Source organism: Gordonia marina, from assembly GCF_052036135.1.
Taxonomy (GTDB): Bacteria; Actinomycetota; Actinomycetes; order Mycobacteriales; family Mycobacteriaceae; genus Gordonia.
In genome coordinates this window covers 62,697-76,817 of the sequence record NZ_JBPSDN010000005.1, presented here as the reverse complement: position 1 = coordinate 76,817, position 14,121 = coordinate 62,697, and the positions used below count along the sequence as shown (strand labels likewise).

General features: G+C 70.3%; 15 protein-coding genes. 12 read left to right on the top strand and 3 right to left on the bottom strand.

Annotated features, from left to right (window positions below):
• Positions 1-131 precede the first annotated feature (131 nt).
• The 4 genes from ACSEEN_RS04250 (at position 132) to ACSEEN_RS04235 (ending at position 4,808) form a co-directional block, all read left to right on the top strand.
• On the top strand, positions 132-1,451 hold the full coding sequence (locus tag ACSEEN_RS04250) for an alpha-hydroxy-acid oxidizing protein (protein WP_440712404.1): 1,320 nt from the start codon (positions 132-134) through the stop codon (positions 1,449-1,451).
• A gap of 47 nt (positions 1,452-1,498) precedes the next feature.
• Complete coding sequence (locus tag ACSEEN_RS04245; RefSeq protein WP_440712403.1) at positions 1,499-2,410, top strand: hypothetical protein; 912 nt, start codon at positions 1,499-1,501, stop codon at positions 2,408-2,410.
• A gap of 118 nt (positions 2,411-2,528) precedes the next feature.
• The gene (locus tag ACSEEN_RS04240; RefSeq protein WP_440712402.1) at positions 2,529-3,305 is read left to right on the top strand and encodes a hypothetical protein; all 777 of its coding nucleotides are present in this window, start codon (positions 2,529-2,531) and stop codon (positions 3,303-3,305) included.
• 75 nt (positions 3,306-3,380) lie between these two features.
• Entirely contained in the window at positions 3,381-4,808 is a 1,428-nt protein-coding gene (locus tag ACSEEN_RS04235; RefSeq protein ID WP_440712401.1) for an LLM class flavin-dependent oxidoreductase, read from the top strand.
• A gap of 44 nt (positions 4,809-4,852) precedes the next feature.
• On the opposite strand, the gene ACSEEN_RS04230 is transcribed toward ACSEEN_RS04235, so the two are convergent.
• Positions 4,853-5,743, bottom strand: coding sequence for an oxygenase MpaB family protein (locus ACSEEN_RS04230; RefSeq protein WP_440712400.1), 891 nt, complete (start codon positions 5,741-5,743; stop codon positions 4,853-4,855).
• A gap of 88 nt (positions 5,744-5,831) precedes the next feature.
• On the opposite strand from ACSEEN_RS04230, the gene ACSEEN_RS04225 reads away from it, so the two are divergent.
• The 8 genes from ACSEEN_RS04225 (at position 5,832) to ACSEEN_RS04190 (ending at position 13,205) form a co-directional block, all read left to right on the top strand.
• Positions 5,832-6,455 carry a TetR/AcrR family transcriptional regulator gene (locus tag ACSEEN_RS04225; RefSeq protein ID WP_440712399.1) on the top strand — a complete coding sequence of 208 codons (624 nt, stop codon included), beginning with the start codon at positions 5,832-5,834 and terminating at the stop codon, positions 6,453-6,455.
• Complete coding sequence (locus ACSEEN_RS04220; protein WP_440712398.1) at positions 6,452-7,054, top strand: TetR/AcrR family transcriptional regulator; 603 nt, start codon at positions 6,452-6,454, stop codon at positions 7,052-7,054. Before ACSEEN_RS04225 ends, ACSEEN_RS04220 begins: the two co-directional genes overlap by 4 nt.
• A gap of 65 nt (positions 7,055-7,119) precedes the next feature.
• Complete coding sequence (locus ACSEEN_RS04215) at positions 7,120-8,337, top strand: acyl-CoA dehydrogenase family protein (RefSeq protein ID WP_298443577.1); 1,218 nt, start codon at positions 7,120-7,122, stop codon at positions 8,335-8,337.
• The gene (locus ACSEEN_RS04210) at positions 8,330-9,349 is read left to right on the top strand and encodes a phosphotransferase family protein (protein ID WP_247865477.1); all 1,020 of its coding nucleotides are present in this window, start codon (positions 8,330-8,332) and stop codon (positions 9,347-9,349) included. The genes ACSEEN_RS04215 and ACSEEN_RS04210 overlap by 8 nt, the downstream gene beginning before the upstream one ends.
• A 10-nt stretch (positions 9,350-9,359) precedes the next feature.
• A complete protein-coding gene (locus ACSEEN_RS04205; protein WP_440712397.1) occupies positions 9,360-10,043 on the top strand; it encodes a histidine phosphatase family protein in 684 nt (227 codons plus the stop codon).
• Positions 10,044-10,207: 164 nt separating this feature from the next.
• Complete coding sequence (locus ACSEEN_RS04200) at positions 10,208-11,122, top strand: PDDEXK-like endonuclease domain-containing protein (RefSeq protein WP_440712396.1); 915 nt, start codon at positions 10,208-10,210, stop codon at positions 11,120-11,122.
• A gap of 148 nt (positions 11,123-11,270) precedes the next feature.
• Positions 11,271-11,693 carry a nitroreductase family deazaflavin-dependent oxidoreductase gene (locus ACSEEN_RS04195; RefSeq protein ID WP_247865474.1) on the top strand — a complete coding sequence of 141 codons (423 nt, stop codon included), beginning with the start codon at positions 11,271-11,273 and terminating at the stop codon, positions 11,691-11,693.
• 255 nt (positions 11,694-11,948) lie between these two features.
• Positions 11,949-13,205, top strand: coding sequence for an ROK family protein (locus tag ACSEEN_RS04190; RefSeq protein WP_440712395.1), 1,257 nt, complete (start codon positions 11,949-11,951; stop codon positions 13,203-13,205).
• Positions 13,206-13,217: 12 nt separating this feature from the next.
• Here the strand turns inward: ACSEEN_RS04190 and ACSEEN_RS04185 are convergent, their stop codons facing one another.
• Positions 13,218-13,496, bottom strand: a complete 279-nt coding sequence (locus ACSEEN_RS04185) for a hypothetical protein (RefSeq protein ID WP_440712394.1) — start codon at positions 13,494-13,496, stop codon at positions 13,218-13,220.
• A 118-nt stretch (positions 13,497-13,614) separates the two neighbouring features.
• The gene (locus ACSEEN_RS04180) at positions 13,615-14,121 is read right to left on the bottom strand and encodes a methylated-DNA--[protein]-cysteine S-methyltransferase (protein ID WP_440712393.1); all 507 of its coding nucleotides are present in this window, start codon (positions 14,119-14,121) and stop codon (positions 13,615-13,617) included.

Below are 14,121 nucleotides of genomic sequence, written 5' to 3'. Positions count from 1 at the left end.
CGGCGGCCCGCGCAGCGCCTGGCGGCGTTGTCGTCGGTCGGCATAGCGCCGCTATGCCTCCCTCCTCCGCCTTGCCAGCCGCCCAGCGGATCCACCGATGCCTTCGGAGAAGACTTAGGAGACATGGCCTGATGGTATCGGTCAACTTCGGGCGCGCCCGGCAGAACGAGGTCTACACCGCGGGCGTGCACGGCCGGACGCCCACTGTCCCCACGGACTTCGCCGAGCTGGAGCGTCGTGCGCGCGCCAAGATGTCCCGCCGGGGCTGGGCCTACATCGCCGGCGGCGCCGGTGAGGGGCGCACCATGGCGGCCAACCGGGCGGCGCTGGACCGGTGGGCGATCGTGCCGCGGGTGTTGCGGGACGTCAGCGAGCGCACCACCGAGATCGAGCTGTTCGGCCAGAAGCTCTCCGCCCCAGTGCTTTTCGCCCCGGTGGGCGCCGGAGCTCTGGCCCATCCGAACGCCGACGTACACATCGGGAAGGCGGCGGCCGAACTCGGCGTGCCGTACATCTTCTCCAATCAGGGCTGCGCCCCGATGGAGGAGGTCGCCGCCGCGATGGACGCCGTCGTACCGGGTGCACCGCGCTGGTTCCAGCTCTACTGGTCCACCGATGACCGTCTCGTCGACAGCCTCATCGCCCGCGCCGAGAAGATGGGGGCGGCGGCGCTGGCCGTCACGCTCGACACCACCATGCTCGGCTGGCGGCCGCAGGATCTGAATCTCGGCTCGCTGCCCTTCGCGCGGGCCGAGGGCATCGACCAGTACACCTCCGATCCGTCGTTCTGGGAGATCGTCGCGGAGCGGCTGCGGGACGCGTCGGCGGGTGCGGCGGGCGGGCAGGAGATCTCGCTCGGCGCGATCAAGACGCTCTTCTCCATCGCCCGCAACGTGCCGGGTGATCTGCGCCGGAATCCTTCGACTTCGCTCTGGAACCGCCTCACCGCGCCGGAACCGCGCGCCGCCGTCCAGACCTTCCTGGACATCTACTCGCGCCCATCGCTGAACTGGGACGACATCGCCACGCTGCGGGATAAGACCTCGCTGCCGATCGTGCTCAAGGGGATCCTCCATCCCGATGATGCCCGCCGTGCCGTCGACCTCGGCGTCGAGGGCATCATCGTGTCCAACCACGGCGGCCGGCAGGTCGACGGCTCCATCTCCTCCACGGATGCGCTGGTCGACGTCGCCGACGCGGTGGCCGGACAGGTCACCATCCTTGCCGACTCCGGCTTCTACACCGGGTCCGACGTCTTCAAGGCGCTCGCTCTCGGCGCCGATGCGGTCTGCATCGGCCGCCCGCACATGTACGGCCTGGCCCTGAACGGCGCCGCCGGGGCCCGCGATGCCGTCGCGAACATCATCGCCGAGCTCGACCTCACCCTGGGCCTGTCCGGGCACACGGACGTCTCCGGTCTGGACCGTTCGGCGCTCAAAGACCTGGGGTGAGAGGGTCCCGGAATTCCGGCGAGTTCACGGGCCGGCGTCTGATACCGGTGGAACTGGTCGTCGTGATCGGCGTCTGGGTCACCCTTGCGATGGCGGCGGCCCTGATCGGTCTGGTCTTGGGGATCGCCGCGAACGGCGTGCGATCCGGGGTGCTGATCCCGCTGTCCGTGCTCCTCCTGGGAGGTTTCGTCTGGCGCGCCCTGATCGCCGGATACCGTGCGGACCGGCGCCTCTCGGCGTGTCCGGCCCCGGCTCCGGACGAGACGGTGCTGGTCGCCGTGCGGCCGGTCGCCCGGGGTGTCGCCGCGAGCACCGGGGCCGTGGCCCTCGTGCTGCTGTGCAGCGCGCTCGTCCTCGTCGTCAGCGGCAGTGCCTGGCGTCTGGACGATTCGCCGCGCGGTCGGCCGGACACCGAACGTGCGACGGAGACCTACACCGTCACCCCCGAACAGGCCGACGCCATTCACCGCCGGCTGGAGTCGGGGATGCCGATCGGCGATGTGTTGCGCGGGATGGAGCCGGCTCGCCCGGTCGCCGCCCCGGCGTCGGCAAGCGACACCGAGGCGGCGGTGGGGACCGGGCTCGTCCTCCTCGGGCTGCTGCTCGGACTCGGCGCGTTGGCGGGGTTCTCTGCGGGCTGGCTGGTGGCCAATCGTGGTCGAGACCAGCTCTGGCTCTCGGAGGCAGGTCTCGGCTATCTCCCCGGTCGGGCGGACGACGACGGCTATCTCCCGTGGCCGGAGGTGACCGCGCTGGAGTACGTCTGCGTCCGATTCCGGGGAGTGGTGTCGCAGCATCGCTGGACGGTGCGTTCGACCACGCGACCGCCGACCACGGTCTCCATGCCGGCGGGCATCGAACCGCGGTCCGACATCGTCTTTCTCGCACTCGGCGAACTCGCGCCGCACGTCATGACGTCTGCTCCCGATTCCCCGTCCGGACCGATGCCCTCGCGGTGATCAGGCGGCGACCCGGGTCACCGGCAAGTCTCCCGAAACGGATATTCGCTCCCGTGTGCGCCGTGCTCGGTGCTGCGTGCACCGTGTTGAGGCCGGGTCGGGCGATTATGCTGTGCGCATGACTGGTGGAACACCCCCGCAGGGCCCCTACGACAACCAGCCGGCCGGGAACCCGCCGCGGCACGGACAACCCGCCCCGGGTTCGCAGTACGGCGCGCCGGGGCAGCAGCCGTATGGCGCGCCCGCCCAGCCGCCGCGTCCGCAGCAGTCCTATGGTGCGCCGCAGCCCTACGGGAATCCGCCCCGGCCGTACGGTGCTCCGCCGCAGGCGCCGCCCGCCGGCCAGTATCCGCCCGGCCAGCAGGCGCCGCAGTATCCCGCTCCGCATCAGCCGGGACCGCCGCAGCCGGGCCCGCACCAGCAGGCTCCGCAGCAGCAGGCCCCGCAGCCGCACTACGGTGCCGCACCGCAGCACGCTCCGGCGCCGCAGCCGGGCGGCCCGCTCGGCCCGCAGGGTCTGCTGCTGACCACCAAGTTCTTCCCGCTGGCGTGGATCCTCTACTTCATCAAGCCGAAGGTGGAGATCGACGGCCAGCAGATCCCGGCCGTCTGGGGTGACAACACCATTCCGCTGCCGCCCGGTCAGCATCACCTGCACGTGCACGTGCCGTACATCCTCCCGCCGAAGATCGGTCCCGCCGACGCCACCGTCAACGTCGCACCCGGGCAGACCGTGGGCATGGAGTACCGCGCCCCGGCGTGGACCTTCAGCAAGGGTTCGCTCGGCGAAGGCCCGCAGCAGTACAACGGCGTCGGCCTCATGATCGGGATGATGGTCGTGCCGATCGCGATCATCGTCATTCTGCTCATCATCTTGCCGCTGCTCACCATGTAGCAGTCCCGGCGCGCGTTGGGATCACCACGCGCGCAACGGTTCTGATCGATCCACCGCGGCCCCACGATGGTCGTCATGACTCGACAGATCCGTTTCAACGCGTTCGACATGAACTGCGTCGCCCACCAGTCGCCGGGGCTGTGGCGGCACCCCGACGACCGGTCGTGGGATTACAACACCCTCGACTACTGGGTGGGGCTGGCGCAGCTCCTCGAACGCGGGCGGTTCGACGGCCTGTTCATCGCCGACGTGCTCGGCACGTACGACGTCTTCGCCGGCAACGACGAGGCGGCGATCCGCCAGGGTGCCCAGATCCCGGTGAACGACCCGCTGCTGCTGGTGTCGGCGATGGCGCACGCCACCGAACACCTCGGCTTCGGCATCACCACCGGCACCGGCTTCGAGCATCCGTACCCGTTCGCGCGGCGGCTCTCCACCCTCGATCACCTGACGCGCGGCCGGGTCGGCTGGAACGTGGTCACCGGATACCTGCCCGCGGCAGCGCGGAACATGGGCGACGACGCTCTGCTGGACCACGACAGCCGGTACGACCACGCCGACGAGTACCTGACCGTGCTGTACAAGCTGTGGGAGGGGTCGTGGGAGGACGACGCCGTCCGCCGTGACCGCGCCGCCGGAGTCTTCGCCGATCCGGCGAAGGTGCACCACATCGGGCATTCCGGTGAGCACTTCCGTGTCCCGGGCATCCACCTGGCCGAACCGTCACCGCAGCGCACGCCGGTGATCTACCAGGCCGGGGCGTCGCCGCGCGGACGCCGCTTCGCCGCGGAGAACGCGGAGGCGGTCTTCGTCGCCGCGCCGACCAAGGCGATCCTGCGGGGCCTGGTCACCGCGATCCGGGAGGAGCTCGCCGCCGCCGGCCGCGATCCGTACGACGCGAAGATCTACACGCTGGTCACCATCATCACCGACGACACCCCGGAGGCGGCCCGCGCGAAGGCCGAGGAGTATCGCCGCTACGCCTCCGACGAGGGCTCGCTGGTGTTCATGTCGGGGTGGATGGGCGTCGACCTGTCCGAGTATGAGCTGGACGATCCGATCGGCGACGTCGAGTCCAATGCCATCAGGTCCGCGGTCGCCGCGTTCTCGCAGGCCGACGAGAGCGGAAAGCTCTGGAGTGTCGGGGATCTCGCGAGTTGGGGCGGCATCGGCGGGATGGGGCCGGTGCTGGTCGGTTCGGGCGACGAGGTGGCGCAGACCCTCATCGACTGGGTGGAGGAGACGGACGTCGACGGCTTCAACATCGCCTACGCGGTCACGCCGGGGTCGTTCGAGGACGTCGTCGAGCATGTGGTGCCGCGGCTACAGGAACGCGGGGTGTATCCGGGCCACTACACGCCGGGTACGTTGCGGCACAAGTTGTTCGGGCGCGGTGACCGGTTGCCCGAGGTTCATCGCGCGGCGGACGTGCGGGTCGGAGCACCCGGGTCGACGATCGACGACTCGATCCGCGATCGGGCGCTCACGGGGGCCCGCGGGTGAGCGCGGCTCGTCGTGCGCGGGCGGCCGGCGCCCGCTGAACCGGCTCAGACCAGGGGACGATCCGTCCGGCGCCGCCATTCCAGGTCGGCGAGCAGCAGGTTGAACGGGAATTCGCGTAGCGGCTTGGGTAGCACGGGGATCAATCGCCGCGCGACCGCGGCATGCGCGCGGAAGAACCGGCGCTGTGCCGGGGTGTGATCGACCCGCATCTTCTCGCGGAACTCCGGCGGCAGGAAGCCGATGGTCATGGTCTCGGAGAACCAGCGGGTCAGCATGCGGACGGGCCCCAGGGAGAAGCGCATCTCCATGATGCCGAGCAGGTACCCGCGGATGGTGTCGTCGATCTCCAGCCCGGCCACCTGCTGCTGCCAGTACTCCTCGAAGTCGGCGCGGGTGGCCGGCCACATCTCGCGCGGCATCTGCAGGGTGGTGCCCATGACCGCGCCCTGCTGGTAGGCCTCCTCGGTGATCGATGCGGGATCGCCGAAGATCCGCTGCACGTCTTCCCAGCCGCGGTACAGGCAGGCGGCCACCCACAGTTGCAGCGCCGGGTCGAAGGCGTTGTACTTCACCGGGCTGTCGGCGTTCGACCGCACGTAGGCGTGGGACTTGTTCACCGCGTGGCGGTACGCCTTGCGGATGTCGGGGGAGCCCATGGCGGCGACGGCGAGGTAGGTGAGCGTCGTCCGGGTCCGCTTGACCGGGTGCTTGAACAGGTTGCCCGACTCCACCGTGCTCTCGTACACGCCGTAGCCGACGGCCGGGAGTGACAGTTGCATGATCACGTTCGCCGGCCCGGCGAGGAGTGCGAGCCCGAGCATGGGCAGGTTGCTGACCTCGACGGCATCGAGTTCCTCGCGCCGCGAGCGCGGCATGGTCTCGGCGTCGCGGGCGAGGGCGTTCGCGCGTCCGTCGCTGACGATCTCGGCGGTCATGACGACTCCGTATCTGATAACATCTGTTGTCACTTAATATTATATGATCGAGTTAACACCGGTCGGTGCCAGGTGTCAAGATGGACCGGTGACCTCTTCAGAATCGTCGCCGGACAAGCCTGGGACGCTGCGCGCCTATGGCGGGGAGGCCGGGGATGCGCGGGTGGCGCGGCGTCGTGCCGCGCTCATCGACGCGGCGCTGGACGTGTTCGGCGACCCCGAGGCCGCATCGATCACGGTCCGCGGAGTCTGTGCCCGGGCGGCGCTCACGCCGCGGTACTTCTACGAGAGTTTCACCGGCGTCGACCAGTTGATCGGTGCCGCCTACGACGAGGTGATCGCCCGGCTCGCGGGGGAGGCTCGGGAGGCCTTTCGGGCCGCCGAGACCCCTCGGGAACGAGTGGAAGAGGCGGTGCGCGCGCTGCTCCGGGTGATCGAGTCGGACCCGCGTGCGGGCCGGCTCCTCTTCGCGGACGCGATCGGCGGCGCGGTGATCGCGGCCAAGCGGGCCGAGTCGACAACGTTCCTGGTTCAGCTGACGAGTGAATCGGCGCGGGAGGGATTCGGGATGCGGCCCGGGCCCGACCTGACCGCCGCGGCGTATTTTCAGGTGGGCGGGCTCGGTCGGTTGCTGGGCGCGTGGTCGCAGGGCGCCATCGAACTGGATCGGGAGCGGATGGTCGCCGTGTGCGTGCGGATGTTGCTGCCATGAGCACCTGGCGCGAGTACGGCCCACCGGATCTGCCTGCACCGCTGGCCGCTGCTCTCGCGGCCTTCGCCGAGCACGGCTATCACGGCACGACGGTCCGGGAGATCGCCGGCCGCGCGGGTCTGTCGGTGCCCGGCCTCTACCACCACTACCCGTCGAAACAGTCTCTGCTGCAAGGGCTTTCGGAACTCACGATGTCCGAGTTGCTGGATCGCAGTGAGGCCGCACTCGCCGACGCGGGTGACGATCCGGTGGCCCGGTTCGACGCGCTGGTCGAATCGCTGTTGCGGTTCCACATGTACCGGCGGGAGCAGGCCTTCGTCGGTTCCACCGAGATCCGGAGCATGGACCCGGAGTATCGGCAGCGCTACGTCGCGCATCGCGATCGGCAGCAGCGGATGCTCGACGATGCGGTGGCCGCCGGCGTCGCGGCCGGGCTGTTCACCACCGGGTATCCGGAGGATGCCGCGCGGGCGCTCGCGACGATGTGCGTCGGGGTGTCGAGCTGGTACCGGCCGTCCGGTGCGCTCGACCCGGATGAGCTCGTCGCGCGGAACCTGGTGCTCGCTCGCGATCTGGTCGGGTACGTGCCGACCGCTTGACGTCGTGCCGCGGGGATGACACGGTGGACCTACCGAGCGATCGTTCGGTAGAAGGAGGCTGAGTGGTGGCTGTCGAACTTTCCCTGGGCGATGAGGTCGCCGATCTCGTGGAGCGGACCCGGACGTTCATCGACGACGTCGTGCTCCCGATCGAGAATCGGTATGCCGGCGATGTGATGGCGGCCGGTGGCGACGATCTGCGCCGCGAGCTGAACGCTCAGGCCAAGGCGCTGGGGATCTTCGCGCCGCATGCCCCCGTCGAGTTCGGTGGTCTGGGCCTGAACATGTCGGAGCGCTCGCCGGTGTTCACCGCCGCGGGTCACTCGACGTTCGGTCCGGTCGCGCTTCATCTCGGCGCGCCCGACGAGGGCAACGTCCACATGCTCGCCCACATCGCGAGTCCGGAGCAGAAGGACCGCTACCTCGCGCCGCTCGCCCGGGGCGACATCCGCAGCGCCTTCGCCATGACCGAACCCTCGCCCGGGGCGGGCTCGGACCCGAATGCGTTGTGCACCACCGCCGTCCGCGTGCCGGGCGGATGGAAGATCAACGGCGTCAAGCGGTTCATCACCGGTGCCGACGGCGCCGGAATGTGGATCATCATGGCGCGCACCAGGGGCGAAGCCGGCGACCGCGGCGGCGCGACGATGTTTCTCGCACCCGGCGAGGCGGCGGGCATCAGCGTCGACCGATACGTCCACACCTACGACCGCGGCATGATCGGCGGTCACTGCGAAGTGACCTTCCGCGACGTCTTCGTGCCCGACGAGGACGTGCTCGGCGAGGTGGACGAGGGCTACCGATACGCGCAGGTCCGGCTCGGGCCCGCGCGCATGACGCACGTGATGCGCTGGCTCGGCACCGCCGAACGCGCCCATGCGATCGCGTGCGACTACGTCGACACCCGCGAGGGCTTCGGCGGCCGGCTCGGCGACCTCGGCATGATCCAGCAGATGGTCGCCGACAACGAGATCGATCTCGCCGCCAGCCGGTCGCTGCTCACCCGGGCCTGCTGGGAACTGGACCGCGGCGAGCACGCCTCGGACTCGACCTCGATCGCCAAGACCTTCGGTGCGGAGGCCTTCTCGCGAGTCCTCGACCGCAGCATTCAGATGTGCGGCGGACTCGGGGTCTCCGAGGACCTGCCGCTGGCCCGGCTGGCCAACGAGGTCCGCGCCTTCCGCATCTACGACGGGCCGTCCGAGGTGCATCGCTGGGCGCTCGCCAAGCGCGCCGTGGGACGGGCCCGCAAGCGCCGCGAGGCGGGTGGCACCGTTGCCTGACCATGCCGGACTGAAGGCTGCTGACCTGCGGAACCTGTTGTCGGCGAACGGCATCGACGTCGACGGTGAGCTGTCCATCGAGCTGATCAGCGGGGGCCGCTCCAACCTGACTTTCGCCGCCGCCGACCGCACCCGGCGCTGGGTGGTGCGCCGTCCGCCGCTGGCCGGACTGACCCCCTCGGCGCACGACATGGAGCGCGAATGGGCGGTCACCTCCGCGCTCGCCGGGACCGGCGTGCCGGTGGCCACCCCCGTCGCGATCGACCGCACCGGGGAGTTCATCGGGGCGCCGTGCACGGTCGTCGACTTCGTCGACGGCGACGTCATCCGCTCCACCGACGATCTCGCCAGGTGGTCCGACGCCGATGTCGAGGCGAACTTCGATGCGCTGGTCCGTACTCTCGCGGCCCTCCACGAGGTGGACTACGCGGAGGTCGGGCTCGCTGATTTCGGGCGTCCCGACGGCTTCGCCGCCCGCCAGGTGAGGTTGTGGACCCGGCAGTGGGGACTGGTCCAGACGCGTGAGCTGCCGGACGTCGAGCGGCTGGCTTCGCTTCTCGCCGAACGGATTCCGGACGCGGCACGGTCGACGATCGTGCACGGTGACTTCCGCGTCGACAACACCATTCTCGCGCCGGGCGACCCGTCGTCGGTGGCCGCCGTCGTCGACTGGGAACTGTCGGCGCTCGGCGATCCGCTGACCGACGTCGCGCTCATGTGCGTCTATCGCGAACCGGTGTTCTCGCGGGTCCTCGGGTTCGACGCCGCGTGGACCAGCGACCGGTACCCGTCGGCCGACGCGATGGCGCAGCGCTACGCCGAGGTGGCGGGCGTCGATCTGGGCGACTGGGGCTTCTACCTGGGGCTGGCCAACCTGAAGCTGGGCGTGATCGCCGAGGGCATCACCCATCGTGCGCTTCAGGGCGGGTCGTCGGGCGCGGCCGGTGCCGAACGCGCCGCCGAGGCCACCGCGTCGTTCATCGCGAACGGCCTCGCCGCGCTAGAGAACTGAGGGATCTGTCATGGGTGTGATCTATCTGGTCCGGCACGGTCAGGCGCCGCTGCACGCGTACTCGACGGAGCCGGCGCCGGGCGATGCTCCCGGGCTCACCGAACTCGGCTTCGAGCAGGCCCGGCGCACCGGCCTCGCCCTCGCGGGTCAGGTGCCGGCCTTCACCGCCGCCGTGAGCGGCGCGCTGCCGCGCCAGCGCGCCACCCTGGGCGCCGTGCTCGACGCCTTCGGGACCGTCCACGCGGGTGACGCGCCCGAGCGCGTCGTCGATGCGGGCTGGGACGAGTACGTGATCCCGGCGCTGCCGGGCGGTCCCACACCGGATCTGTACGACAGCCCGGCGGCCTACCAGCAGTTGCTCGACGACGCGCTGCTCCGCTGGACCGCCGGCGCCGCGGACTCCGACGAGACCTACGCCGAGTACCTGGCACGCACGAGCGCGGCGGCCGATCGCGCGGTGGCCCTGGCGGGTTCGGGCCAGACCGTGCTCGCCGTCTCGTCGGCCGGCACCATCACCGCGCTGATCGCCCGGCTCTGGGGCGTGCCCGCGCAGAGCTGGCCCGCCCTGGCGCGCGCGATGGTCAACGCGTCGTACAGCAAGCTTCTCGTGGGGCGACGCGGCATCACGGTGGTCTCGGTCAACGAGCACGCCCACCTGTCCGCGTCCGACGTCGGCCTGGCCACCTTCCGCTGACCGATTTGTCGCGGTTCTTGCCGGCCGTCGGGATCTGTCGCGGACACGCCGACGATCCCGGCAAGATCCGCGACGGATTTCGGCGGCGGCAAGATCCGCGACGGATCGCCGGGGTGACGCGCGGGGGAGTGGAACCCGGAACGGGGCCGGCGCGTCTAAACAACATGGGAAGACCGGATCTGGCGAAGCTGCGGCGCTTCCTGGCGAAGCAGGACGGCGTCGTGACGCTCAAGCAGACGGCGGGGTGCGGGTTGCACCGGTCGGGGGTGGCCCGCCGGTGCGCCTCCGGGGAATGGGAGACCGTCGGGCCGGGAGTCTTTCACGCGGTGGACCACTACCTGACCCCGCCCGCACGGATCCGCGCGGCGGTCTGGAGCTGCGGGAGGAGCGCCGCGCTCTGCGGCCCCGCGGCCGCGTTCTGGCGCGGCTACACCCGAAGTGCTCCAGCGACGATCCACGTCGACGTCCCGCGCGGCCGGAGCACTCGGAAGCCGCTCGCCAAGAGCCTCGGCACGGTGCAGTTGTGGAACCGGACCCTGAAGGACGTCGACCTCTACGAGGTGCGGAGCGTCGCCGTGACCTCACCGGCCATGACCGTTTCCGACTCGGCCGCCCTGCTCGGCATGGAGTTTCTCGACCGGGTGTTGCAGGCCGGGAAGGTGACCCTCGAAGACCTGGTCATCGCCGATGCGCGCTACCCGGGCCGGCGGGGCGCCGGCATCGTCGCGCCGATGCTCGACGCCGCCGCGGCCGGCGCGCGATCGCCCGCGGAACGTCGTGCCCTGGCGATGCTGCTCGATGCGCGCGACCTGCCGCCCTACGTACTGAACTATCCGGCCGCGGACCCCTACGAGGTGGACGTCGCCTTCGTCGAGCACAAGCTCGCCGTGGAGATCGACGGCTTCGCGTATCACTCCGACGCGGAGGCGTTCCAGCACGACCGGACCCGCGGCAACGCGCTCACCGGGGCGGGCTGGACGGTGCTGCACTTCACCTGGGCCGACATCGTGGAACGCCCGGCGCAGACCCTCGCGATCATCCGGCACCACCTCGCCCTCGCCGAACGGCGCACGGCCTGAGCGATCCGTCGCGGATCTTGCCGGACGACGATCTCCGTCGCGGAATCGTCCGCGATTCCGGCAAGATCCGCGACGGATCTCGGCCGCGACAGAATCCGCGACGGATTCCGGCGGCGCGGACCGCGGCCGCCGACCTACCATCGAGGACATGAGCGAGACACCGGAACTGAGCCCCACCGACTGGGTGCGCGAGCAGACCGAGAAGATCATCGAGACCGGCACCACCGACTCGGTCGGGATCAACGGGATGAAGGTGGTGCTCTTCACCACGACGGGCGCGAAATCCGGGAAGAAGCGCTACGTGCCGCTGATGCGCGTCGAGGAGAACGGTAAGTACGCGATGGTCGCCTCCAAGGGCGGCGCACCGCAGCATCCGGCCTGGTACCACAACGTGAAGGCGAATCCGGCGGTGACCGTGCAGGACGGTGACGTGGTCACCGAGGGCACCGCCCGCGAACTGTCCGGCGACGAGCGTGAACACTGGTGGTCCCTCGCCGTCGCGGCCTACCCGCCGTACGCCGAATATCAGACCAAGACCGACCGGCAGATCCCGGTGTTCCTCATCGAATGAGGGGCCCGCTGCCGGGCCCCGATGTTGCCGGGACCGCCGGCTCTTGCTAGCTTGATCGACATGACCGTGCAGCCGTATGCGATCCCGGAGGTCACCTATGTGACCACCGCTCTGGGATGCCGCCTGCCGCTCGCCCGTGTCCTGTGTCGCCGTCGAATGCGCTGACCCCAGCTTCCATCCCGCTCTCGCGGGCATTCGATTCGCGCTGCGCGCACCCGTCCGGGTGTCTGCGCGCCCGGCACCCAAGGACACCCCATGACCTCCACCCTCGACCGACGCGTCACCATTCGACAGGCCCAGAATGCGACCCTCCGCCAGCGACCGCGCCCGGCGGCCCGGGTGAGCACCCCGCACGCCGGTGTCGCCAGTCTCCAACTCTCCACCAAGGCCGCCGCGCTGGTACTGCGGACCGCCCGCGTCTCCGGACCGGTGTTCCGCGACGACACCGCCGCCCTCACCGGCCTCTCCATCTCGACCGTCAACCGCCAGGTGAGCGCACTGCTCAAGGCCGGCCTGATCCGCGAACGCGCCGATCTGACGCCGCCCGGCGCGGTGGGCCGCCCTCGGGTGCCCTTCGAGATCAACACCGGCGACTTCCTGACCGTCGGCATCCACATCGGTTTCCGCACCACCTCGATCACCACCCACGACCTGCAGCACCGGGTGGTGGGTGCCATCAACATCCCCACCCCGCAGGCCGCGACGCCCGAGCAGGTGGTCGCCGCGATCGGAGTGAGCGCACGACGCTTCGCCGACCGCTGGGTGGGTAAGCGCCTCCTCTGGGGCGGTGTCGCCATCGGTGGCCGCGTCGCCGGGAAGGGCGTCGTCGACCACCCGCGACTGGGCTGGAGCGGTGTCCGCGTGGGTGAACTGATCGCCCGGGAACTCGGTCTTCCGGTGTCGGTGGCCTCGCACGTGGAGGCCATGGCCGCCGCCGAGCTGGTGGTGAACCCGGCCGAGTCGAGCCAGAACTTCCTCTACTTCTACGCCCGCGAAATGGCCGGCATCGCGTTCAGCGTGGACGGCACCGTCCACACCCCGGCCGCCGGCCCGCCGACCATCGGGCACTTCCCGACCGGCGAGACCCGGCTGCTCGACCCGGAGAAGACCGGACGCCTGGAAGAGGCAGTCGGTGACTCGGGCGTGCTGCGGGCCGCGGCCGCGGCCGGCCTGGACGTCGACTCGCTGGAGGCGTTGCGGCACGCCGCGCGCAGCGGAAACGCCGTCGCCCACGACATCCTCGCCGAGCGCGCCGAGATCCTCGGCCGGACGGTGGCGCTGATCTCGGACATCTTCAACCCGGATCACGTGATTCTCGGCGGCCAGGCGTTCACCGACTACCCCGAGGCCCTGCCGGTGGTGTCCAAGGCGCTGCGCGCCACGTCGGTGATCACTAATCGCGACGTCCGCGTGGCCCGCTCGGCGATCACCGTCCAGCAGAAGGCGGCCGGCGCCGTCGCCCTCGACGCGATCTACGCCGACCCGCTCGACGCCCTCAGCCACACCGCCTGACCGGCGGACCGGTCACAGGGTGAGGGCCTGGTCGACCGACGAGTAGGGCGCGCTCTGGCAGAAGCCGGAGACGCTCGTCTTGTTCAGCTGGATCGCGACACCGCCGGTGTCGTCGCTGTCGCCGCTCTTGCTGCGCTTCTTCAGGAGCGCGCGGACCACGTCGTCCTGTCTGCTGCTGCTCATCTTGTTGTAGTCCTTGCAGCTGGTCTTGGTGAGGTCGTCGCTGGAGCAGCCGGTCAGCAGAAGAGCGCCGACGGCGAGCGCGGCGAAGGCGGAGACGATGCGGTGCATGCCGGGGTCCTTCGTTTCGGGAGAGAAGACGCCCCGACGGTATGCCGGAAACGGTGGTCCGCCCCGCCGATCGGGGCGGGAATCCTCCCTTCGGCCGACGGCCGTGGCCGACGACCGGCTAGAACAGCCGGGTGTCCGCCGGTTCTTCGAGGTCGAGGAGCCGGCGTTTGCGATCCAGGCCGCCGGCGTATCCGGTGAGTGAGCCGTCCGCGCCGATCACCCGGTGACACGGGATGAGGATGCCGATCGGATTGCGGCCGACGGTCTGGCCGACGCGCTGCGCCTGTCCCGGGTGGCCGAGGCGGGTGGCGATGGCGCCGTAGGTGGTCGTCGTCCCGTACGGGATCTGTCGGAGCAGGGCCCACACGCGCTCGGCGAAGTCGTCGCCGCGGGCGCGCAGCGGCACGCCGAACGACTGCCGTGTGCCGTCGAAGTATTCGGCCAGTTCGGCGGCGGTGCGGGTGAACACCGGATCGGCGTGGACGTCGACGCGCGGACCGAACTCGTCGGCGGCCGGCAGCGGCCGTTGCCTGGGAAAGTACAGACCGGTCAGGTGGTCGTCCTCGGCGACGAGCGTCACCTCGCCCAGCGGCGTCTCGATCCGTGTGTATCGCAGGTCCGGCAT

What these genes read in the sequence shown, in the direction of transcription:
- ACSEEN_RS04250 (WP_440712404.1), top strand. Translation starts at nt 132, where the DNA reads ATGGTATCGGTCAACTTCGGGCGCGCCCGGCAGAACGAGGTCTACACC.
- ACSEEN_RS04240 (WP_440712402.1), top strand. Translation starts at nt 2,529, where the DNA reads ATGACTGGTGGAACACCCCCGCAGGGCCCCTACGACAACCAGCCGGCC.
- ACSEEN_RS04235 (WP_440712401.1), top strand. Translation starts at nt 3,381, where the DNA reads ATGACTCGACAGATCCGTTTCAACGCGTTCGACATGAACTGCGTCGCC.
- ACSEEN_RS04230 (WP_440712400.1), bottom strand. Translation starts at nt 5,743, where the DNA reads ATGACCGCCGAGATCGTCAGCGACGGACGCGCGAACGCCCTCGCCCGC.
- ACSEEN_RS04220 (WP_440712398.1), top strand. Translation starts at nt 6,452, where the DNA reads ATGAGCACCTGGCGCGAGTACGGCCCACCGGATCTGCCTGCACCGCTG.
- ACSEEN_RS04205 (WP_440712397.1), top strand. Translation starts at nt 9,360, where the DNA reads ATGGGTGTGATCTATCTGGTCCGGCACGGTCAGGCGCCGCTGCACGCG.
- ACSEEN_RS04200 (WP_440712396.1), top strand. Translation starts at nt 10,208, where the DNA reads ATGGGAAGACCGGATCTGGCGAAGCTGCGGCGCTTCCTGGCGAAGCAG.
- ACSEEN_RS04195 (WP_247865474.1), top strand. Translation starts at nt 11,271, where the DNA reads ATGAGCGAGACACCGGAACTGAGCCCCACCGACTGGGTGCGCGAGCAG.
- ACSEEN_RS04190 (WP_440712395.1), top strand. Translation starts at nt 11,949, where the DNA reads ATGACCTCCACCCTCGACCGACGCGTCACCATTCGACAGGCCCAGAAT.
- ACSEEN_RS04185 (WP_440712394.1), bottom strand. Translation starts at nt 13,496, where the DNA reads ATGCACCGCATCGTCTCCGCCTTCGCCGCGCTCGCCGTCGGCGCTCTT.
- ACSEEN_RS04180 (WP_440712393.1), bottom strand. Translation starts at nt 14,121, where the DNA reads ATGCCGGACCTGCGATACACACGGATCGAGACGCCGCTGGGCGAGGTG.